A 20,468-nucleotide genomic window follows, 5' to 3' on the forward strand; every position below is an offset into this window, starting at 1 on the left:
TGATAAGACATTAATGGAGAAGCTCAGGTTACTGGATTCTCTGGAAGAAGTAGAAAAAGTGTCTATCTATAACCTTATTGATTCCCTTATCTCTAAGAAAAAACTAAAAGATAATCTTACAAACCTGATTTCTTCGTAAGTATATTGTATAAAAAAACAGCTACAAACCAAAGGCCTGTAACTGTTTATTATATGTATTACTTATTTACCGCTATGAAGTCACAGAAATTCGCAGAGTAATCGCTCTTTGGAGAGCGAGTAAATCATCGAAATTAGTCACTTCAATTACATCATTTCTCTCTTTAAATGATTCTTCAAGAGTAATGTTATTTTCTGTTTTATTAAAAACACCTATTAATTTATACTTCATTTTTTCGGTGTCTAATAAGTTTTCTAAATACTCTAATTGTTGTACAGTTCTAGGAAAACCTAATAGTATATAGTTTTCAATAGTGTTTTCAACAAACTGTTCCAAAATTAGATTGCAAATATCTTCATCCTTTATAGGTTTACCAGATAATATGTCATTGTTAATTGAAGTCCATAAACTGCTTTTATTTGACACATTATTTCTTATCAATTCAGAAAAATAAATGATTTTATAACCTTCAAATAAATTGTTCAATTTATTATATAATGATTTTGAAGGAGTTGAAACTACTGAAATTATATTCATAATATTTTAAATTATTTTGTGAAATCAAAACTAACAACTCCATCAGGACTTGTATTAATACTAGTATTAGTGAATCCTGCTTTTTGTGCTGCTTTACCAGTAGGAGTATTTAATGCAGCTTGAGAAGGAGACATAGTTTTTAAATTTTCTTGATATACTTTATAATTAATGGAATCACCGCCATTAAAGCTTTTTTTCCAAGTACCTCTTATTACAGATGGATTAAACTTATCAACACCACTTTGAATAACATCAGTGAGTATTCCATTTCCCCCGCTCCCGCTAGCGTCTCGCTAGTGGCATCAATGTTTTGTTAATCCAAATAGGTATCCATCGCTATCAATCTCTAATACTGTATGGTCATCCTGATAATTTCTAGCACTACTATATTTCCAATTTACCGAATTGGTTACAAGACCTGATTCAACAGGATTATTGTGAATATAATCTATTTTTTGTTGAATCACTTTATCACTCCATAATTCTATAGGTTTATTGTGCTGCTGCCAAAATTGCATTCTGCTTACAGTAGCATTCTTTTTACCAGCCTTCTCAAACATCCATAACAACCATTCTTTCCTACTTTCCTGAGGGTTGTTCTCTATTTCTTTTAACAACTTTTTTGAAGTATATCCCTTAAAATCCCTAATCAATCCTGAAGGGTCATCATTTGAAGAACGAAATACCAAATGTACATGACTAGGCATAAAACAATACGCATAAACCTCCATACCTTTTTCTGATCTGCAATATGTAATACTTTCTGACAAAACAGATAAATATTGTTCTCGTATAAATACATCGATCCAATACACTGTAGCAAAACTTATAAAGTACAAACCTGATCTATTATGAAATTTATAATTCCTGCTCATTTTGCCAAAATACAATAGTATAGTTTCAAAAAATGGAACCAGAATATTTTAATCCTAATAAAAAAACCAGCTACATCACTGTAACTGGTTTTTTTATAATTAATCTTAATTATTAAACTAGTTTAAAGATTTCTCCTCTTCTACAATTAGCTTTTTAAACTCATTACTAATTTCATTAGATTTTTTTACAAAGACGCCTTTTAAAACCATATCAGTCCCTACCATTGATGATTCGTAATAATATTTATCTCCTTCAACAAAGGTTATCTGTGTAAGAATTTTTTGTTTCTTATCAAACTTAGGAAGTTTACCTAATTTTAACTGTTTATAAAGAGTTAAAAGATACTTACATTCATTTATCTTTTCTATTTTACTAAGACTAGCGGTTTGGTATTCCTTAGTTTTTTCTAATTGCCAATTACCACTTCTTTCCACCATGACTTCGCCATATTGATATTTCATTTCAAAAGTGCCATGCATAAAACCTTTACAATCTTGCGCCTTAATTGACAAACAAGAAATAAACAGTATTAATAATATATTTTTCATTTTATTTTATTTAAAATTCTTTTATTATCATAATAATTCCTCCAATAATAGATGCTATTCCAACACCTACAATTTTTGAAGTAAGACTTCCTCTTTTTTCTACATAATTTTGATAATAAATTAAAAGAAGAATACCGCATATTATAAATAAAAAACCTAAAATTATATTGATAAAGTCTATTGCCATATTATTCTTTACACATCATTCCGTCAATCCTCTCACTAGGATCTATTTTAATATAAGAAGTATAATAAAAACAAGTTTTATCTACCTTTATGATTTCAACGACAATACCTCCACCTTTATTAATTTGTTTTTGAAAATCAGTTAGAACCATTTTGTTTTCATCCAATAGTAATATATAATTACAATCATTTAACCATTCTATGTTAGAATATATTATTCTTCCCTCAACGATTTCTTTTTGAAATCTTCCATTTCTAATAACTTTATAAGGAGAGTTCCCTGCTGTATCTTTTGATACAACAAAATTGCCTTCCTTGATTTCTGTACAATCTAACTTTTGAGAAGAGCAAGAAAATAAACTAATTAAAAAAACTATAACGACTAAAATTCTATTCATTGTTTTTATATGTTTTTAATTCTCTTATAAATATAAATGATATTATAATAAAAAGGCCATCTCAAAAGATGGCTTTTCTACTATTTAAAATTTACATTTATGATTGTTTTAATTTATCATAAATTTCTTCAATATCATTATCAGACCACCCCATATAATTAGGGGTGATTTTTGTAATTAAAATATTATCCATATCATATATTCTAAATTGTTTTTGTTTAATTCCTCTTGGCCCAACTTCATTTTTATAAGTACATCTTATATTATTAAATAAATATATTTCTTCTTTTCTTATCATTAAAAATTTTGTGTAGAGTAACATAACTCTTTTTTCTTTTTCATGAATCTTAATACTTATTATTCGTTTCTTTGAAAAAAAGAGGGAAATTACATAAAAACTCATAACAACAAAAATCATGAGACCTATCTTAACAGTATTATTACTTAAAAATAAAATTATTAATATCGACATAATAACTAGTATCATATTCCAAAAAATATTGATTGTTTTCGGTCTATATGTAATCATAATTAATTTTGTAAAAGATTATTTCCTTTTAAATCAGAAGAAACAGGTGGAGCTACTGGAACAATGTTGTTCACTTGTGTATTATTATCAGTTGAAAAAAATGTGTTAACTGCATCATCAATAGCTAAAGCCATTTCATATGTATCCATTGTTGCGTCTATCATTTCTGCTGCTCCAAATAATGTGCCTTTTCCTACTAACAAACTGCCTCCTTCGGTAATAATTGTTCTTAGATTACCTCCTGAAAGCGTTCCTGAAACAAATTGTCCTCCAGTATCAATTAATGAAGCATATTTACTATCGTTTTTATTTGCAATAAATCCTGGAATAGAACTAGAATTTTGCAAAACTGTGTTTCCAGAATTATTTGTCAAAGCATCTCCAATTTGTCCAATTCCAATACTAATTTCACCTATTGATAATGTAAAGGCAGCAGCTCCTCCTGCTGCTACTCCTATACCTCCTGATCCAATTGCATAAGCTCCTGATCCAATAGCTCCAACTGTACCCATAACAATGTTTTTTGTACCATTAATAGCATTGTCCATATTTGCTATTTTTTGCTCATCTTTTCCTCCCGGGATAACAAACTCTGAACTAAAAGCTCTTGTTATGCCTTCACCAATACCGCTAACAGGATTCCAACTACCAACTTCTAATCCTTCTAATTCAACACCTAGACCCATTTTATTTTCTTGAAAAGCATAGGTAGCATTATATGTATAATCCTCTGATAATGGATCGATCTGCCAGAACCTACCAATACTACGATCACTCATACGATAACGCCACTCATGAGTATTTAACCCTAAATCCTCGGTTAACCCCCGCTCCCGCTAGCGTCTCGCTAGTGGCATCAATGTTTTGTTAATCCAAATAGATATCCATCGCTATCAATCTCTAATACTGTATGGTCATCCTGATAATTTCTAGCACTACTATATTTCCAATTTACCGAATTGGTTACAAAACCTGATTCAACAGGATTATTGTGAATATAATCTATTTTTTGTTGAATCACTTTATCACTCCATAATTCTATAGGTTTATTGTGCTGCTGCCAAAATTGCATTCTGCTTACAGTAGCATTCTTTTTACCAGCCTTCTCAAACATCCATAACAACCATTCTTTCCTACTTTCCTGAGGGTTGTTCTCTATTTCTTTTAACAACTTTTTTGAAGTATATCCCTTAAAATCCCTAATCAATCCTGAAGGGTCATCATTTGAAGAACGAAATACCAAATGTACATGACTAGGCATAAAACAATACGCATAAACCTCCATACCTTTTTCTGATCTGCAATATGTAATACTTTCTGACAAAACAGATAAATATTGTTCTCGTATAAATACATCGATCCAATACACTGTAGCAAAACTTATAAAGTACAAACCTGATCTATTATGAAATTTATAATTCCTGCTCATTTTGCCAAAATACAATAGTACAGTTTCAAAAAATGAAACTAGAATATTTTAATCCAAATAAAAAAACCAGCTACATCACTGTAACTGGTTCTTATCATTTATATATTCTTAGCCTCCAAGCTTTGACGTCACTAGCGAGACGCTAGCGGGAGCGGGGGAATTAGTTAAATCTGTTGAAGTTTCTTTTCCATAACCAAAAACAAAGAAATTGGCAGAGTATCCCTCTGTAGCTTGAACAGATGTTCCATCTTGAATGCTTCCGCTATATGAAGTAGTTCCTCCATCATAACTTCCACCTAGTTCTAGTCCAAATACTTTTCCACTTACCCCAAATGTCTCTCCAAAACCTATAGTAACTCCAACATCAACACTTTTCACAACATCTACAGCAGACATTCCTTTTCTAGGAGAATTCTTTACTGGTTCTTGACTAACTACATCTACTCCAGCTGTTGGTTCTCCTTCTAACCCCTCGATTTCGATTTTCCATACAGGACTATTATGAGCAAATTGATATGTAGAAATAGACATATAATCCTCACTTACAGGGTCAACCCCAAAGAATCTACCTATTTCTGGAATATAATTTCGATATCTAAAAGTGAGCCAATTTAACCCAAGTTCTTCTTGTCGTTCTTGACCTAAATAGTCATAATTATGCTTTCTACCATTAACCTTAGAGTTGGGATGATCTATCCCATATTCCATTTCTAATCCAAAAGGGTAATAATCTTTAACTTCCACGATCTCAGAAGTACTGATAGAACCATTCTTATCAGCATCTTTATATGATAGTCTGATATTTCCTAAGTGATCTTTAAACTGATATACATATTTATACCCATCAGCTTCATGTTCTACGATTCCTTCTGTATGGTTAAAGAATTCTAGTGTACCATTCTTATACACATAATTCCCGGCATACTCAGTTGTTAATGAACTTCCCTCTGTGGTAATCTTTTTTAGTTTTACCCCAGTGGCATCGTAAATATAGGTAATATTTCTAATGGTATTGACTATAAAAAATCCACAACATTAATGCTGTGGATTTGATATAATTTATCTCTTACTCATACCCCTCACTCATAAACGCCACTAGCCGGAGGCATAGCGGAAGCAATCAATTACTCGCTAGGAGCAGCGGGGGAAACTAGAATATTTTAATCCAAATAAAAAAACCAGCTACATCGCCGTAACTGATTCATATCATTTATATATTCTTAGCCTCCAAGCTTTGACGTCACTAGCTAGACGTTAGCATGAGCGGGGGAGATATTACTCATAAAATACTTCTGATATTGAATCGATTATTCTTTCAATTCTAATACCTGTACTAGTTAAATTGTCATTATTATCAAAACCTTTGTCTGCTAAAACATCTGATAATCTATCTAGAAGAATCTCAGTTGTTTTATTATCAGCCTCAAAAGTTATATTGAACTGATCATCTTTGATATAGTTTAAGTCTTTTGGTAAAGATTCTATAATCTTGATAATAAATTCAAAATCTTTCCTTTGCAACTTAAATTTCATAATTTTTATTCATTCAATTATTTATACTTTGACTATCACTAAGTACGGGTTGTGATATTACATTCATCTCAAAATCCGTTGCTATTAATTCAATAGTTCCTTTATCAGTTTCTATTAAAAATTTCCAATCTATCATTTTTCCATTCGGCGTCAGCCCAACTTTCTCTCTTTTGATCTCAATAATATCTATACCTATTGCTTTTTTAAAAGAAATATTGATTTCTGAGTCAAGTACATTTTTAAAAATCATTTCACAGGGGGACACCCAAAATTTAAAAAAATCATTCTCCTGTTTTTCCCACTTAAATATGTAATCTAAGTAAAGAGTAAAATTACATTCTTCATCAGGAAATTTAATTTGGTACAGACGTGAATCATGCCAACCCATTTCTCTAAAATCTTCATTAGTCCAAATTTCTTTAACTTCCATTCTGCTTTCTTTTTTCTAAAACTTTTTTAACTGTTCTTATATCTTGCTGGTTCATTGGTCGTACATTTTTTCTATCTTTATTTATAAATGTTTCTCCTTTTGCATTTGTATTTTTATATGATTTTTGAACATGAGGTGTTTCTACGCCCTGCTCCCGCTAGCGTCTCGCTAGTGGCATCAATGTTTTGTTAATCCAAATAGATATCCATCGCTATCAATCTCTAGCACTGTATGGTCATCCTGATAATTTCTAGCACTACTATATTTCCAATCTACCGAATTGGTTACAAAACCTGATTCGACAGGGTTATTGTGAATATAATCTATTTTTTGTTGAATCACTTTATCACTCCATAATTCTATAGGTTTATTGTGCTGCTGCCAAAATTGCATTCTGCTTACAGTAGCATTCTTTTTACCAGCCTTCTCAAACATCCATAACAACCATTCTTTCCTACTTTCCTGAGGGTTGTTCTCTATTTCTTTTAACAACTTTTTTGAAGTATATCCCTTAAAATCCCTAATCAATCCTGAAGGGTCATCATTTGAAGAACGAAACACCAAATGTACATGACTAGGCATAAAACAATACGCATAAACCTCCATACCTTTTTCTGATCTGCAATATGTAATACTTTCTGACAAAACAGATAAATATTGTTCTCGTATAAATACATCGATCCAATACACTGTAGCAAAACTTATAAAGTACAAACCTGATCTATTATAAAATTTATAATTCCTGCTCATTTTGCCAAAATACAATAGTACAGTTTCAAAAAATGAAACTAGAATATCTTAATCCAAATAAAAAACCAGCTACATCACTGCAACTGGTTCTTATCATTTATATATTCTTATCCTCTAAGCTTTGACGCCACTAGCGAGACCCTAGCGGGAGCGGGGGGCCTTACTCAAAAATTAATACCATAAAAAAATCCACAACATTAATGCCGTGGATTTTTTATATTAATCTAAGCATTCCACTAAGTCAGAAGACTTTGTGGAGTTGGGTTTTTCTGATTTATTATATATTTCCAGTTTCTTTCTATAGGGTTCCAATAATTACGATTCATACTAAAATCTTCATAAGAGATTTCAGATTTATCTAAATCACAAAACAAAAAAGTGTATTCATCAAAATCAGGATTATTTTCTTTTAATTTAATTTCAAAATAAAAAGGATCCGTCCATTGTTCAGTGATATTTTCTATTCCCCAAATCATGATACCCGATATAGACAACTTATTGCCTTCTAATTTGATCTTTGTTAATAAGCTATCATCTATCCATCTTTTTGAATCCCAATCATTATCAGATTTTAACAACACGTCCAAAAGACCACCTAATAAAAATGAGCTATCACCTAGTATTTCATTGTAATACTCTAAATCTGATTTTAAGTTTTTAACATTACTTATATTACTCTGTAATTCAGTAATTAACATCAGTTCTGTTTCTTCTAATCGTTTCATTTATCTATTCTCTAGATGTTTTTCTATTGATTTTATCAAGTCTTGTTCAGCTCCCTGTCTCTGACCATGAGCGCGATCTCGTCCTAATCGAGAAGTAACTTTAATTCTTCTTTGGACGCTTAACTTAAGTTCTCTAAGTAATATTTTCAACTCATCCTTAGAAAATTTAGAGAGATCTTTTATTTTGGGTAGTGTTCCATGAACTTTTCCTGTAGCATCTAAAGAAGGAAGGGGAGTTTTTACTTTTAATTTCTTTAGATTGATTATATTTTTCGCATTCTTTAAACTTTTGACTTTTCCTGGACCAAAAGGAAGACTAATTGGGGCACCTATAGTAGCAAAACCTATTGTATTTCCACTTAGATCAAGGTTATATACCCCATCGTCAGAAATTCTAGGGCCAAATAACCAAGGAAGGTTTGCTTGTGCTTCTAAGGCAAATTTATCAAAACCTCTTAATTCTGAAATTGAAGGAGCTACTTTTTCTCCAAGAAGATTTGAGACTTCTGTACTAGAACTGGATTCAGTTGATGAACCATCAATAACAGCTTCATCTAAAATTTCAATATGATTCGTTTCACTATCTTTTACATCGTCATAAAGGTCTCCTGCATCATCAGGGCAAGCTATTTGATTACCGTTTGCATCAAGACAATATCCACCATCTGGATCGAAAGAGGTAATAGGATTATTCCCCATTGCAACATAAGGAGACATAAATTGTTCATACGGATCAGTTGTTACAAACCTACCTGTTGTTGCATCATAATGTCTAAGTTCAAACTCATACATGTTATAACCTAGGCTTTGATTTAATTCTTGACCTTGGAATTTATAATCATGCTTTCTACCATTCACAATAGAGTTGGGATGATCTACCCCATATTCCATTTCTAATCCAAAAGGGTAGTAATCTTTCGTTTCTATGATCTCAGAAGCACTGATACTGCCGTTTTTATCCGCATCTTTATAGGATAGTCTGATATTCCCTAAATGGTCTTTAAACTGATATACATATTTATACCCATCAGCTTCATGCTCTACAATACCTTCTGCGTGGTTAAAGAACTCTAGCGTACCATTTTTATACACATAATTCCCAACATATTCTGTAATTAAAGAACTTCCCTCTGTGGTAATCTTTTTTAATTTTACCCCAGTGGCATCGTAAATATAAGTAATATTTCCATTATGAGAAGCATTATTTACCGTAACTGTTTTAGGAAGATTTAAATGATTGTAGGTGATTCCTGTAATCCCTTTGTTTTGATCCTGGATCATATTACCATTGGCATCATACACAAAATCATCATTGGTATTGGTACCATCTTTAAAACCAAAAGTTGTATTCCCGGTATCAGTCACTCTTAAGAGTTTATTGCCACTATCATAGGTGTATGCCAGCATATCCATATCCCCAAAAGAAGTAGCTGCTTCATTAAGGTTTCCTTTTCGGTTTAAGGAAAGGATATTTCCTGTTTTATCATAAGTAATGCCACTTAGGTTATAGTTACCATCGTTACTGATTCCTTCTGTGATTCGGTTTAAAGCATCATAACCGTATTTGTAATGTCGCTCTATATTATCATTGGCAGTTTTCCATTGGGTCTCTGCAATATTTCCATTATATAAAGCAGTAGCCCCATGTTGTGGGGTATTATAATTGATCGTAAAATCAAACAGGTCATTATCATCATAACTATCCTGGTTGATGTTTTTTAACCATCCTCGTACATTATATTTATAATGTACATCTTGTAATCCACCCCCAACTTCTTTAGAAATTAACTGCCCTAACTTATCATAAGTATTAGATACAATCAATTCTCCCGGGAATTCCTCGTTCTGGATCTTAGCAAAGAAAGAAGTACTAGCCGTAGCTGCAAAATGAAAACCATTAGATAAGGTAATGGTATTACCTGCTACAGTAGTTGTAGTTTGGGTGATCGGTTGTGATAAGGTTACTGCTGGTGTAACCCCTGTATTACCCGTACAGTTTACCCCAGAAGCATCTTCTATACATTGTCGCTGGGTGAGCATTCTCCCCATATGATCATAGGTAAAACTATCTATGGTTATAATCGGTGTATTGTTGTCTTTGGTATGGGTACTTTTGGTTTGTTCTACCTTACCTACAAAATCCAATTGGGTAGCTACCATATCGGTAGTATTGAGATATTCGTTTTTACTAGCTACATAGATGGGTCTTGATTTTTTATCATAGTAAGTAACCGTAGTAATCCAATCAAAGGTATCTAGTACTCGTACCTTGCTTCCGGTAGGCAGTGTCTTGGTTTGATCGGTAATAGCTTCGTTATATACTGTTCCCGGGTTGGTTAATCCTGCAAGATCAAAACCATAATCATCATAGTAATTGATGGTATATAGCTCCAGATTTGTTTTTGGGAATGCTGTATTGCTATAATAGATCGTAGTACCATCGATCTGGGCAGCAACATCCCGTGTTTCCCATAGTGTAGATTCTGTATTCACAGCTTGTTGTATGACTTTTCTTTCTCGATTATCGGTGAATTTACCAGTATAGGTAACCCGACCAAAGGCATCATATTTGGTAAAGAGCCAGGCATTACTTGCTTTTAGATTCGCATCCTGAGTTAAGATCGGTTGATCTAGCTTGTTATAGATAATATACTCTTTGTCTTTACCAGGGATTTTCTTTTCAATTAGTCTATTACGATTGTCATATTTGTATTGATAACAGAGTTCGGCAAGCTCAGTAGCAGAGATACTTGTAGCACCAGTATTTACCTTTGGTGGGATTACGTATGTTAAATTCCCAAATCGGTCATATACATAATGCGTATCATGCGCTTCTGGGGTTGCTGAGCTTGTCGAAGCATAGGTTCTTTTTAACACCACTCTACCTTGTTTGTCTTTATATTCTCTAGTAGTATGATTGTTACCATCTGCCGGGATCCAGTTTTCATCTTTGGTAATGGTGATGTATAACTGATTCGCAGCATAAAAACCATCTTTTGTTAAGGTAGGAGCTTCAGTATCATTTGGATCAGCAAAGGTTACTTTAAAATAGACTACTTCATTCGCTATATTGGTATCCCAATCAAATTTAATAGTATGATCTGTATCACTACCTCGATCTGCTTTCCAGGCCGTACCCGGGGCTCCCTGTTCTAGTACTCGATTAAGAGGAGAAGCTTCAAACACACTTTCTGAATAAGCATTCACCTCTCCCAGATTAGCATTTGTAATCCCAGGGAAATCATTAGCATAGGTATCCTTATAATACTGGTTGATATCGGTATTGACATTGATCTCTTTATAACTCCCCACAGTGTTGGTGGCTTCAAAAGGCAGGTATTGCTTGTCCTGTCTGCCATAATCATCATAGGCCATATAGGTTACAATATCGTTACCACCTGGTGAGGCTTTGATTGCTCGTTGTTGTATGGGTCTACCCAGTCCATCAAAATAAGTAACACTCTCTATAGCCCTATCGATATCATTGATATTAGAGCAGTTTACATTCTCTAGCTCTGCAATAGTCATTGCGGTTTGAGGAACTATCGTATGCACATAGTTTTTATCGGATAATACTACCTGGGCCTGAAGATTCAATCCCATTAGTATTAATAGTATATATATAATTTGTTTTTTCATCTTATTATATTGTTTATGGGATTAATGTTGTTCTCCTGTATTACCACCGCCACCTCCGCCGCCAGTAGTAACTGTAGCAACAACGATCATCGTCTTTGTGATTTGTTGACCTGTAAGATTATCTGTTATAGTCGCCTTAATGGTATATTCATGAGTGCCATTTGAAAAGTTAGAAAAACCAAAACTTGTACCACTGCCTGATCCTAAGGACTGAGAGAGGTTAATACTGTTATAGGCTTTCCAGGTGATCTGAGAATTGCCTGAACCACCAGTAAGACTCGTTACATTAAAAGTAACACTTGGGTTAGTCCCAGAAATAGAAGTATGAGATTGACTCGTGCTCGCCACCATACCAGGATAGGATTTTAAAACAGGAGCATTAGCACCCCACTTATAATTAGCATTTTGCAAGGTTAAGTCAACCACCTTAAATTTGATAGTATAGGTTCCTGCATTAGGAAAATGGTACGAGTACGTGGTTCCTGTTGCACTTTGTTTTACATCATTAACATACCACTCGTAGCTACGAGATCCCGAACCGCCTCCTATACCCGAAGCGGTGAAGGTTGTAGTTGTTCCTTGTACAATATGGGCTTTTGATGCACTTACTGTAGGTGTGTTTAAAGGATTATACGCGTACAGTTTTCGGGTAGCACTGTTTGCTGATTTACCACTTACATTATCAATAACTTTAAAATATACATCATAGGTTCCTGCGGTACCCGGGTTGTATGCCAATGTAGTTGTTGTACTGGCTTGTTTTATAGTATTTACATACCATTCGTATCTTAAGTCTCCTGTACCGCCTCCTACACTTGAGGCAGTAAAGGTTACATTGGTTCCTTTTACAATATTAGTGTAGTTTGCACTTACTGTAGGGATCGTAATAGGAGGATAGGCCACCACTACATTCATCGTTTTACTTACCCGGTGTTTGGTTTGCGTATTATACGCTATTACAGATACAGTATATGTATCTTCTGCACTAAAAGATTTAGTAAAGCTTGTACTACTATCACATTGTTCTTGTGTACCATTTACAGACCAGGTATAGAGATCGGCACCGCCACTTCCTGAGGTATTAGCGGTAAAAGTAGCTACCTGATTCGGCTGTATTGCGCTTAAGCTTGGACTAATCGTCACATCACCCAAAGTAGCTGTTTGTTCTCCCTGGTAATTATAACGCACTTGTTGTGCGATATGTTGATCATCATCTAATGCATATTGCATACGGTTCATTTCGTCATAACGGTAGTATGCTGTTTCTCCTTTTGCGCTAGTTATACTACTCACACCAATTAATGGATCATAGGTATACCCCATCACCTGAGCATCTGCAAAATAGGTGTGTTCTCTAAGATCTTTAAACAAATTACGCATCGTTACCTCTTCTGCAGCTGTATCTTCGGTATTGGATACCGTTTGTAATTGGGTAATTATTGCTGTAGCCGTAGCAGGAATTCCAGTATAACTGGCATTAGCAATTTTTACAATAGGTTGAGTATTGTTATATCCCCAGATATACATAATACGACTTCCATCAGCCTGTGAAACTTCTAATGGATTTCCTTCGGTATCATATTTATGATAGGTAAGGCGTGGCTCAGGAGTATCAGTTCCTTTGGCAATTTTAGTAATCCCAGGTAGTAGAATCCCGTTACCCCAATCTGTAAATTCTGTGATTTGGATAGATAATACATCACCTGCTTCTATATTTTGAATTTCTATAGGAGTCGTAATCCTGTTTTGAGTCACCAGAGCATTGTTTACTGTACTACTCTTATCATAAGGATAACTATAGTTTGTGGCAACGGTAGCCTGATTACTAATTGTAGTCGTCTGTGTTTTTAACTGCCCATATGGATCATCATAGGTATAGGTAACCTCCTTGGTAATGGTTTTACTATGATGAATTTCTTCTTGTTTTGATGATGTAATAGGATACAATTCAGAATGGTTTACATATTGGGTCCACTCAGAATTATTAACCCCAGATGTAGACGTTTGTAGATTTCCATCGGCATCGAAGATATATCTAACTTTACCTGCTTTTAAGTTAAACGAATTTAAATGGCTTAACGCTCCTAAATGCCTTTCTAACTTATTGTATATATTGGTAGTTTTTCCATTCACTTCATATGCATTTCCGTTTTTGGCATAGGATTCTTGTTTTTTCACAAGTCCTTTTCTCCAGTTACTTTGTTCTATAGGAGCATAAGGATAGTCTTCTTCCAAATTTTTGGTTCCCGAAAAATAAGAACGGGTTTTAAGCATTTCATTTGCATCTCCTATCGATTGCTCTTCTACAGTAGTATATAATACCGGGCTACCAATATAAGTACTTAACGGAATCGTACTTGATGATGATCTTTTGGTAAGATTACAATCCATTTTTGCTTTACCCGGAGGAGTAAGATCCGGCAGGTAATGATAGGATTCTTTGTTTACAAATACAGGTTTTGAAAGATTGATCCCCGAAGAAGTAATCCCATCTTCTTTCATATACGAATATCGTTTGGTGGTATGCCCTCCCTGACTGTCATAAGAGTTTACTTCTTTGATTCGTAGTCCTCCAAAAGGGATATTAATCACTTCTGGTTCTGGAGGAGGGGTTCCCGAATAGTATTTTAGCTGTACATTAGCTACGGCTCTTGGTGTTCTATCTGGATTTGATGGTGCAGCTATTCTTTCTAACTGAATAACCAGTTCATAATCTCCGGCTTCTAGGCTATATAATGTTGGATCCTGTTGTTTGGTAACTGGTTCTTGTTCTGCCGAGGAAATTTCAGATTTATAGTTGCATATACCCTGACCCGGGCAATTTGACACTACACCTCCTCCAACTTTTTTAAGTTCTACCGAAGCCAGAGAATACCCCATAGAAGTGTGTAAATAATAGCCTAAGCTAACTTTAATACCACCGCCACCTGGAAGTGCTTGTGGAGTAAAAGGAATGGTAATGGTTTTATTGATGTTTTCATTTAAAGGATACCTATCTGAAGTGATTATGGTATCTATCTTTACATCCAAACGAGCTTCACTACCAATTTCTCCTGTGTCCAGTTTTCCAAACACCTGGTTTTGCTCATAGATAAATTCTGAGTATCCTTTGGTAGGATAATGTATCTTTCTTAAAGCACCTTGACGAGTACTATTAAAATCAGGAGATCGATTTGAGTTTTCTGAAATCAGACTGCCTGTATCATTGGTGCTGCCACTGTAATACCCCCAATAATCTTGTTTATAATAGGCAATAGTTGCTGCAGGACTACCATAATATTCGAATCGATAATAACTTTGTTGTTGTGAGGCACTTGTTCTTCCTCTATCTATTGCAGTTAGAAGTTTTCGGGTAGCAGCTTTATCAGTATACGTTAACGTATATGTCATTACATCTTGTCCTATAGCATTCTTTATCGTTATCGCATCAAGTGATGTCGGGTTTTTATCAATATTAATTGCAGTATAGGTAGTATAATCAAAGGTTACGGTTTCTGATGGAGTAATGATTTTATTCAATAATAACCCTTCGGTAGTATTATCAGAATAAGAGTGAGAAACACTGTTTAAGCCTTTTTCTTGTATACACCGTGTATATTCTGGAGAATCAAGATCTACTAAGGTCCAGGCATCAGAATATGTTCTTTGTCGTACCGTATAGTTTTGATATTCGAAAGTGATCGTTTTTGTATTAGGAAGTTCTACTTTGGTAATTACCCAGGCAGAAGGGTAGGTCGTTATGGTAGGTTCTGTAGCACTTAGGGTTTCAATCTCGGTAGTTTCCTGAAGTTCGAAAAAGTAGTTAATTCCTGCATCGTCTATCAACTTAAAACCTTTAAAACTACCTTGAGCCCCAAACAAACGAGTTATCTTATAATTCTTATATGGTGCAAAAACAGCTTCACCATTATGGTTAAAATAAAAAGTAGCAGATAGAGAACCTACACTAATCATATATTTATCAGATTCTGTATCCCATTTTCCTGCAGCAGATTCTCGTATCAATAATCCAATCTCTTCTGATGTCATATTTTGAGAATCGGTATGATACTTATGTACTTTTTTTCCTATTTCATTTGGCCCGATATATCCAAGCTGTGACTCATCAGCAAGACCACGAACTTGTCGGGTAACCATTCCTTTACCAGAAAAATCCCAACCCAATCCGGTAGCTCCGGGAATCACATCGACCATCAATCCAGAATAATTATAGGATAGCGAAATCGGCAAACTAAACCCTGCTTCATTAATGGTATGCAACGGGATAGTATGGTTCATTCTTCCGGTAGAAAGATTAACGGGAATCTCTCCATACTTTCCTAGACTAGCTGCTTCGGGAGAAGTAGGAAAAATCTTTGGTGGTTCTGTGGGTGGTTGTCCTCCTTGAGCAAGAATTGTAAATCCTAAAAGCAAGAACGTTAACGTAGTGATAAGATGTTTCATAAAAAAGTAATTAATGACTGATTTTATTTTTCCTGGTGCCAAACCTACAATTACAACCATAACTAAATGTGATAACAAATCAATATTTTTGTATTGATCTGCAACTTTTTAGTAAACGTTTATAAACATGGGTAAAGCACTATAAATGAACTTGTTTTTTTGTCATGTTAGTTATTCGGAATGTACCATTACATTCGTGTTATAGGCTTTTTTACTTTTCAGATTCTAATTTTTCGAGTCTAGATTGTAATTCGATAAGCTTCTTATTTAACAACTTTAGTTCCTTGATTTCTTTCTGCTGTTGAATCGTATACAGCGTCAATTCCTCAATTTTTTTAAGAAGATTCATATCCATTTCGGCAAGCATAAGTCCATTTTGTTTAAACTCTTTTGCTGATGGAATTTCAGGTAGATGGCTATTTATTTTTATAAATTTTTCTACTTCTTCTATACTTATAAGATTATAGTCACTTTTGAAAACGTAGTCAGGAACAGTTATATTTAGGTCTATTTTTACTTCTTCAGTGTGAATATTTCCTTTTACAGTTAATTTCATATCGGGATTTGTGGTCCCTATTCCTACATTTCCTCTAAAAAAGGCTGTATGGTCAGAACCACGGATTTCTAAACTAGAATCTCCTTGGTTTACTCCAACGGCAAAACCTTGTGTAGTTCCCGGAGCATATGTAAGATACTGAACATGAGCTGTTAGCATACTTCTACTAAATCCAGGATTCTCATTCATACCTATTCTCCAGTTTGAATCAGAAGCATGCCAAGTAAATATTTGTTTAAGTCCTGCATGGTTACGGAGTAGGATGTCTCCATCAATTTCTAGTTTTTTACTAGGAGTGGTTACTCCTATCCCAACATTGCCATTTGGTAATTCCGTAATTTGAGCTTCAATTCCAAGAATAACACCAAATAATGTAATTGATAATACTATTTTTTTCATTTTTTCTGTTTTTATTATTTATACTCTACTTATTAACTTTTTGCTGAGGAGTTAAAAACACAGATAAGACACTCTAAACGAACTTATTTTTTTGTTATGTTAGTTATTCCCGATGCAATATTAAATCATCCCAGTTTCGTTTTTCGGGACTGAGAAAAAAAAGTGAAAGTTTTTTTAGAAATAAATTTGAAGGGGGTTTTTGGTTACAGATTTTGAGGTTCAGGTATTTGGCATCAGGTTTTGGATTTTGGGTTAACTGTTCTCTTATTTACCTAACAGAAGGGTTAATGATATTCGTTTTTTGACCTTTTTTATAGAACCCAAAAGTAAATCCTACCGGTTCGGAGTACACAAAACTCTGCGTGAGTGTATCAAATTCTACAGGTGCGTCTAATTCTTTCATGATACAAAGCATACGATATAATTTGGTTTTAGAGATCCCTAACTTTGCTGCCAGTTCTACAGGAGATCCGGTAGCTTGCAAACGAATAAGCTGATCAATTCGTTCTATCAATTGTATTTGCTTTAACATAGAATTCATAGCTATAGATTAAAAACACATACTGTACTGCGAAAAATGATAATGATTATTCGATTATCTTCTTTACTTTATTGGTACAGTAATAGAAAACAAAATTATGGTTTTACCACACTTAATATGTACGGAAAACCATAAACTAAATTTTTAATTCAGAAGTCATCGTTTTCTATTATCAGAACTATGTTAAAAAGCAATCCTAACGAAAAAAAGGAAGTGTTTTTGTAATGAGTTTGGTTTTAGAGTTATCTAAATTAATCTTCAGGTCATCACTCTATTCTGTCTATAACATATTTAATTGGATTATTTGTTAAAACATAGAAAGCCTGAGGTTTTAGCTATTTCTAACTACGACCCCAGGCGACTACTCCCCCGAACCTAACTGCGTTTAATGCTTTTATATAGATTAGATCTATAGTGATTTATGCGCTATTGCAATTCTACTATTGCACGCTCTATCACCTCATCTTTTGTTGTATCTTCAAGATTAAGTACTACAGGAATATCTGGATCTACCCCATCATCCAGATGTCTTCCCTGGGCATCAATAAATTCACTTGTAGAGAGGCTCCAATACCATCCATTAGCTAAATATCCATCGGCTACAGAACCGCTTCCTCCTCCTGTTCTTTGTCCTACTGTTTTTATACTTTCTACCGGATCTACAGAATACAAGAAAGTAGTAGAAGCACTGTATACATTTCTATCGGTAAGTACCATTACGGGTTTTAGGTATTTGTTTGCACTACCTGCTGGTTGAAGCGTGATATGACTATCAGAAAAATCATTTGGACCCGGACCGGTTTTAAAACGTTCAAAGCCGTTATAAATAGGTTTATTTGTGAAATAAGATGCAAATTTGGTTGCCAAAGCCGGATCGCCTCCTGTATTAGTTCGCATATCAAAAACGAGACCTTTGGTGTCTTTTAAATCCAAGAATATTCGCTCAATTTCATCATCAGAAATCTCAACATTCCACGAAGGAATCCATAGGTATCCGATTTTTCTATCTTGTGGTAAAGTACCCCATACAGCTCTAAATCCCTGCCCACCTGATAATGTCTTTATTTCAGAATTGACCGTATTACCAATATAATTATTCACTAAGATCGCTGCGTCTATTCCTGCCGGATACCCTTCTTCAAGATCAAAGCTTATAGACATGCCATTTGGATTGTTTTGATCTTCGATAAGGCTAGAATGACCGTCTCTTAAACTTTTGGTAACCTCTCCTAGAATTTCAAAAAATTCTTTTTGAGTTGTAGTGGCATTAATCTTTCCTCTAAGGCTACTTCTCAACGTATTTATATTCACATTCTTAAATTCCAACATAGCATATTTCTCCTGTACCAGAGTGGTGTACTCATCAAATACAGCAAGTGCATCTGTTTTTGGATTTGGTTCCATCAACGCTTTTTCGCAAGAACTGAACACTACCAAAAATAGAAGAAGACCCATTTTTATTTTTAGATATTTCATTACAATGTTTTATTAAAAAATTAATTAAAATGCATCACTCTTACTTAGTGCGTTTAAAAATGTTATATCGAATAGAGAGTGAATGTATACCATACGTTACCGGATACTTCTTAACCTCAGAAAACTTCCTCAGATGCCATTTATAACCTACAGAAAACCGGTTTGATAATTGATATCGTATGCTTGTTCTTACCTGAAAATGTCTGGGTATAGTTCTCAATTCATAGTACTTAAAGGCAAAAGGGCTATCTATTTTATCATTTTGATAATCAAAATCTCCATTCTCCAGTACATTCTGCGATGCCGAAAAAGCAAACCCCGTACTTTCTTTGAAATAAGAAACCAATCCTAAATCTAAGCCAAAACGAAACTTTTTATAATCATATATTGCCGAAGCCCACAATGTGCTTCCTGTTACATTATATGCACTGTTATTGCCCAAACCATCAAAGTTTTTTGCATATAAATCCAGCACGTCCCATGTTGCACCAATAAATAGATTTTCTTTAATACGATGAAGATATTTGGCCTGCAACATAGGATTATAAGTGCTAACTGTATTGTCGTGAGTAGCAGCTTTTTCTGTAGTTACTATTCCTTGTAAATTAATTCCCCAAATTGCTTTTTCATTTTCTTTTAGATACCCTAATCCAAATACACCACCAAATCCATTATACTTTACATTAGAGTATTTTACGTCCTGAAAGGAGGAAAAACCACCTCCAATATCAACATAAAAAGAGGACGTTTTTTGTGCATGAAGCTGTACTAAGCTAACTGCAAAAAAGAGCACAATTAAATAGGTTTTTTTCATGTTTTCGTTTTTATGAATTAATTCACTATTGTATTGCGCGTTTAAAAATGAAACGTGTAATAAATATCCCATTGCTATCTCCTTCGCCTGCATCACTTTCTACGGCACTGGTTACAAAAATCAGATCCCAACCTTCTGCCAACATTGTAGTTATCTTTGATGAAATTACCGCATCGTTTGCTGCAATATTCTGAAAACGAATCCCTACCAGATTGTAAAAGTTTAAAAGTTTAGTTTCCTCAAAATCCTTAACACGAATTGCTTTTCTTTTTGATTTATTACGTGTATTATCATCTTCTGTTTGTGTAGAAGTGAATTCCTTATAATCTCTTTCTGCATTTGCTGAAATAAGTCTTGAACGCCCTAAACCACTTGGAACTATAGATTCTACACTGGTAATAACCTTTACTTCATATTTTGGAGTCGAAGTTTGTGCACTACTTGTTGCGATTGATGCGATAATAAATGCGCTTAATAGAATTACTTTTTTCATTTTTCTTACTTTTTATTATTTATTATT

The 20,468-nt window shown here is 34.0% G+C and carries 22 protein-coding genes; 1 reads left to right on the forward strand and 21 read right to left on the reverse strand.

Annotated elements, in window-relative coordinates; genetic code table 11:
* Positions 1-13 precede the first annotated feature (13 nt).
* Positions 14-139 (forward strand): hypothetical protein, encoded by a 126-nt coding sequence (locus tag NNL09_RS26175; RefSeq protein WP_255518944.1) that lies wholly within the window; start codon positions 14-16, stop codon positions 137-139.
* A gap of 72 nt (positions 140-211) precedes the next feature.
* Here NNL09_RS26175 and NNL09_RS06900 read toward each other — a convergent pair whose 3' ends face one another.
* From NNL09_RS06900 to NNL09_RS06995, 21 genes are all read right to left on the reverse strand, one after another.
* Entirely contained in the window at positions 212-676 is a 465-nt protein-coding gene (locus tag NNL09_RS06900) for a nucleoside monophosphate kinase (RefSeq protein WP_196912033.1), read from the reverse strand.
* Positions 677-687: 11 nt separating this feature from the next.
* Positions 688-810 carry a hypothetical protein gene (locus tag NNL09_RS26180; protein ID WP_255518945.1) on the reverse strand — a complete coding sequence of 41 codons (123 nt, stop codon included), beginning with the start codon at positions 808-810 and terminating at the stop codon, positions 688-690.
* A gap of 168 nt (positions 811-978) precedes the next feature.
* Positions 979-1,551: a transposase gene (locus NNL09_RS06905; protein ID WP_254514212.1), complete on the reverse strand. Its 573-nt coding sequence runs from the start codon at positions 1,549-1,551 to the stop codon at positions 979-981.
* Positions 1,552-1,668: 117 nt separating this feature from the next.
* Positions 1,669-2,100, reverse strand: coding sequence for a hypothetical protein (locus NNL09_RS06910; RefSeq protein WP_196912078.1), 432 nt, complete (start codon positions 2,098-2,100; stop codon positions 1,669-1,671).
* 10 nt (positions 2,101-2,110) lie between these two features.
* Positions 2,111-2,287 carry a hypothetical protein gene (locus NNL09_RS06915; RefSeq protein ID WP_196912077.1) on the reverse strand — a complete coding sequence of 59 codons (177 nt, stop codon included), beginning with the start codon at positions 2,285-2,287 and terminating at the stop codon, positions 2,111-2,113.
* Position 2,288: 1 nt separating this feature from the next.
* Positions 2,289-2,684 (reverse strand): hypothetical protein, encoded by a 396-nt coding sequence (locus NNL09_RS06920; RefSeq protein ID WP_196912076.1) that lies wholly within the window; start codon positions 2,682-2,684, stop codon positions 2,289-2,291.
* Positions 2,685-2,781: 97 nt separating this feature from the next.
* Complete coding sequence (locus NNL09_RS06925; RefSeq protein WP_254514213.1) at positions 2,782-3,213, reverse strand: hypothetical protein; 432 nt, start codon at positions 3,211-3,213, stop codon at positions 2,782-2,784.
* Between the two features lie 2 nt (positions 3,214-3,215).
* Positions 3,216-3,992, reverse strand: coding sequence for a hypothetical protein (locus NNL09_RS06930; RefSeq protein WP_196912074.1), 777 nt, complete (start codon positions 3,990-3,992; stop codon positions 3,216-3,218).
* Positions 3,993-4,069: 77 nt separating this feature from the next.
* On the reverse strand, positions 4,070-4,642 hold the full coding sequence (locus tag NNL09_RS06935; RefSeq protein ID WP_254514214.1) for a transposase: 573 nt from the start codon (positions 4,640-4,642) through the stop codon (positions 4,070-4,072).
* Between the two features lie 108 nt (positions 4,643-4,750).
* Positions 4,751-5,551, reverse strand: a complete 801-nt coding sequence (locus tag NNL09_RS06940; RefSeq protein WP_196911687.1) for an RHS repeat domain-containing protein — start codon at positions 5,549-5,551, stop codon at positions 4,751-4,753.
* Positions 5,552-5,917: 366 nt separating this feature from the next.
* On the reverse strand, positions 5,918-6,175 hold the full coding sequence (locus NNL09_RS06945) for a hypothetical protein (protein WP_196911686.1): 258 nt from the start codon (positions 6,173-6,175) through the stop codon (positions 5,918-5,920).
* Between the two features lie 13 nt (positions 6,176-6,188).
* Positions 6,189-6,605, reverse strand: coding sequence for a hypothetical protein (locus tag NNL09_RS06950; RefSeq protein WP_196911685.1), 417 nt, complete (start codon positions 6,603-6,605; stop codon positions 6,189-6,191).
* A gap of 177 nt (positions 6,606-6,782) precedes the next feature.
* A complete protein-coding gene (locus tag NNL09_RS06955) occupies positions 6,783-7,355 on the reverse strand; it encodes a transposase (RefSeq protein WP_254514215.1) in 573 nt (190 codons plus the stop codon).
* A 236-nt stretch (positions 7,356-7,591) separates the two neighbouring features.
* Positions 7,592-8,080, reverse strand: coding sequence for a hypothetical protein (locus tag NNL09_RS06960; protein WP_196911683.1), 489 nt, complete (start codon positions 8,078-8,080; stop codon positions 7,592-7,594).
* The gene (locus tag NNL09_RS06965) at positions 8,081-11,719 is read right to left on the reverse strand and encodes a DUF6443 domain-containing protein (protein WP_196911682.1); all 3,639 of its coding nucleotides are present in this window, start codon (positions 11,717-11,719) and stop codon (positions 8,081-8,083) included.
* Positions 11,720-11,740: 21 nt separating this feature from the next.
* Entirely contained in the window at positions 11,741-16,240 is a 4,500-nt protein-coding gene (locus tag NNL09_RS06970; RefSeq protein WP_196911681.1) for a PKD domain-containing protein, read from the reverse strand.
* Positions 16,241-16,373: 133 nt separating this feature from the next.
* Entirely contained in the window at positions 16,374-17,117 is a 744-nt protein-coding gene (locus NNL09_RS06975; protein WP_196911680.1) for a tail fiber protein, read from the reverse strand.
* 268 nt (positions 17,118-17,385) lie between these two features.
* Positions 17,386-17,658, reverse strand: a complete 273-nt coding sequence (locus NNL09_RS06980) for a hypothetical protein (RefSeq protein WP_196911679.1) — start codon at positions 17,656-17,658, stop codon at positions 17,386-17,388.
* A 426-nt stretch (positions 17,659-18,084) separates the two neighbouring features.
* On the reverse strand, positions 18,085-19,134 hold the full coding sequence (locus tag NNL09_RS06985; protein ID WP_196911678.1) for a S41 family peptidase: 1,050 nt from the start codon (positions 19,132-19,134) through the stop codon (positions 18,085-18,087).
* Between the two features lie 40 nt (positions 19,135-19,174).
* Positions 19,175-19,948 carry a hypothetical protein gene (locus NNL09_RS06990; protein WP_025666245.1) on the reverse strand — a complete coding sequence of 258 codons (774 nt, stop codon included), beginning with the start codon at positions 19,946-19,948 and terminating at the stop codon, positions 19,175-19,177.
* A gap of 25 nt (positions 19,949-19,973) precedes the next feature.
* Positions 19,974-20,441, reverse strand: a complete 468-nt coding sequence (locus tag NNL09_RS06995) for a hypothetical protein (RefSeq protein WP_196911677.1) — start codon at positions 20,439-20,441, stop codon at positions 19,974-19,976.
* Positions 20,442-20,468: the final 27 nt, after the last annotated feature.

Source organism: Aquimarina sp. EL_43 (assembly GCF_943422735.1).
GTDB classification, from domain to species: Bacteria; Bacteroidota; Bacteroidia; order Flavobacteriales; family Flavobacteriaceae; genus Aquimarina; species Aquimarina megaterium.

What these genes read in the sequence shown, in the direction of transcription:
- NNL09_RS26175 (WP_255518944.1), top strand. Translation starts at nt 14, where the DNA reads ATGGAGAAGCTCAGGTTACTGGATTCTCTGGAAGAAGTAGAAAAAGTG.
- NNL09_RS06915 (WP_196912077.1), bottom strand. Translation starts at nt 2,287, where the DNA reads ATGGCAATAGACTTTATCAATATAATTTTAGGTTTTTTATTTATAATA.
- NNL09_RS06910 (WP_196912078.1), bottom strand. Translation starts at nt 2,100, where the DNA reads ATGAAAAATATATTATTAATACTGTTTATTTCTTGTTTGTCAATTAAG.
- NNL09_RS06960 (WP_196911683.1), bottom strand. Translation starts at nt 8,080, where the DNA reads ATGAAACGATTAGAAGAAACAGAACTGATGTTAATTACTGAATTACAG.
- NNL09_RS06920 (WP_196912076.1), bottom strand. Translation starts at nt 2,684, where the DNA reads ATGAATAGAATTTTAGTCGTTATAGTTTTTTTAATTAGTTTATTTTCT.
- NNL09_RS06905 (WP_254514212.1), bottom strand. Translation starts at nt 1,551, where the DNA reads ATGAGCAGGAATTATAAATTTCATAATAGATCAGGTTTGTACTTTATA.
- NNL09_RS26180 (WP_255518945.1), bottom strand. Translation starts at nt 810, where the DNA reads ATGTCTCCTTCTCAAGCTGCATTAAATACTCCTACTGGTAAAGCAGCA.
- NNL09_RS06995 (WP_196911677.1), bottom strand. Translation starts at nt 20,441, where the DNA reads ATGAAAAAAGTAATTCTATTAAGCGCATTTATTATCGCATCAATCGCA.
- NNL09_RS06900 (WP_196912033.1), bottom strand. Translation starts at nt 676, where the DNA reads ATGAATATAATTTCAGTAGTTTCAACTCCTTCAAAATCATTATATAAT.
- NNL09_RS06955 (WP_254514215.1), bottom strand. Translation starts at nt 7,355, where the DNA reads ATGAGCAGGAATTATAAATTTTATAATAGATCAGGTTTGTACTTTATA.
- NNL09_RS06980 (WP_196911679.1), bottom strand. Translation starts at nt 17,658, where the DNA reads ATGAATTCTATGTTAAAGCAAATACAATTGATAGAACGAATTGATCAG.
- NNL09_RS06990 (WP_025666245.1), bottom strand. Translation starts at nt 19,948, where the DNA reads ATGAAAAAAACCTATTTAATTGTGCTCTTTTTTGCAGTTAGCTTAGTA.
- NNL09_RS06930 (WP_196912074.1), bottom strand. Translation starts at nt 3,992, where the DNA reads ATGAGTGATCGTAGTATTGGTAGGTTCTGGCAGATCGATCCATTATCA.
- NNL09_RS06965 (WP_196911682.1), bottom strand. Translation starts at nt 11,719, where the DNA reads ATGAAAAAACAAATTATATATATACTATTAATACTAATGGGATTGAAT.
- NNL09_RS06975 (WP_196911680.1), bottom strand. Translation starts at nt 17,117, where the DNA reads ATGAAAAAAATAGTATTATCAATTACATTATTTGGTGTTATTCTTGGA.
- NNL09_RS06985 (WP_196911678.1), bottom strand. Translation starts at nt 19,134, where the DNA reads ATGAAATATCTAAAAATAAAAATGGGTCTTCTTCTATTTTTGGTAGTG.
- NNL09_RS06945 (WP_196911686.1), bottom strand. Translation starts at nt 6,175, where the DNA reads ATGAAATTTAAGTTGCAAAGGAAAGATTTTGAATTTATTATCAAGATT.
- NNL09_RS06925 (WP_254514213.1), bottom strand. Translation starts at nt 3,213, where the DNA reads ATGATTACATATAGACCGAAAACAATCAATATTTTTTGGAATATGATA.
- NNL09_RS06935 (WP_254514214.1), bottom strand. Translation starts at nt 4,642, where the DNA reads ATGAGCAGGAATTATAAATTTCATAATAGATCAGGTTTGTACTTTATA.
- NNL09_RS06950 (WP_196911685.1), bottom strand. Translation starts at nt 6,605, where the DNA reads ATGGAAGTTAAAGAAATTTGGACTAATGAAGATTTTAGAGAAATGGGT.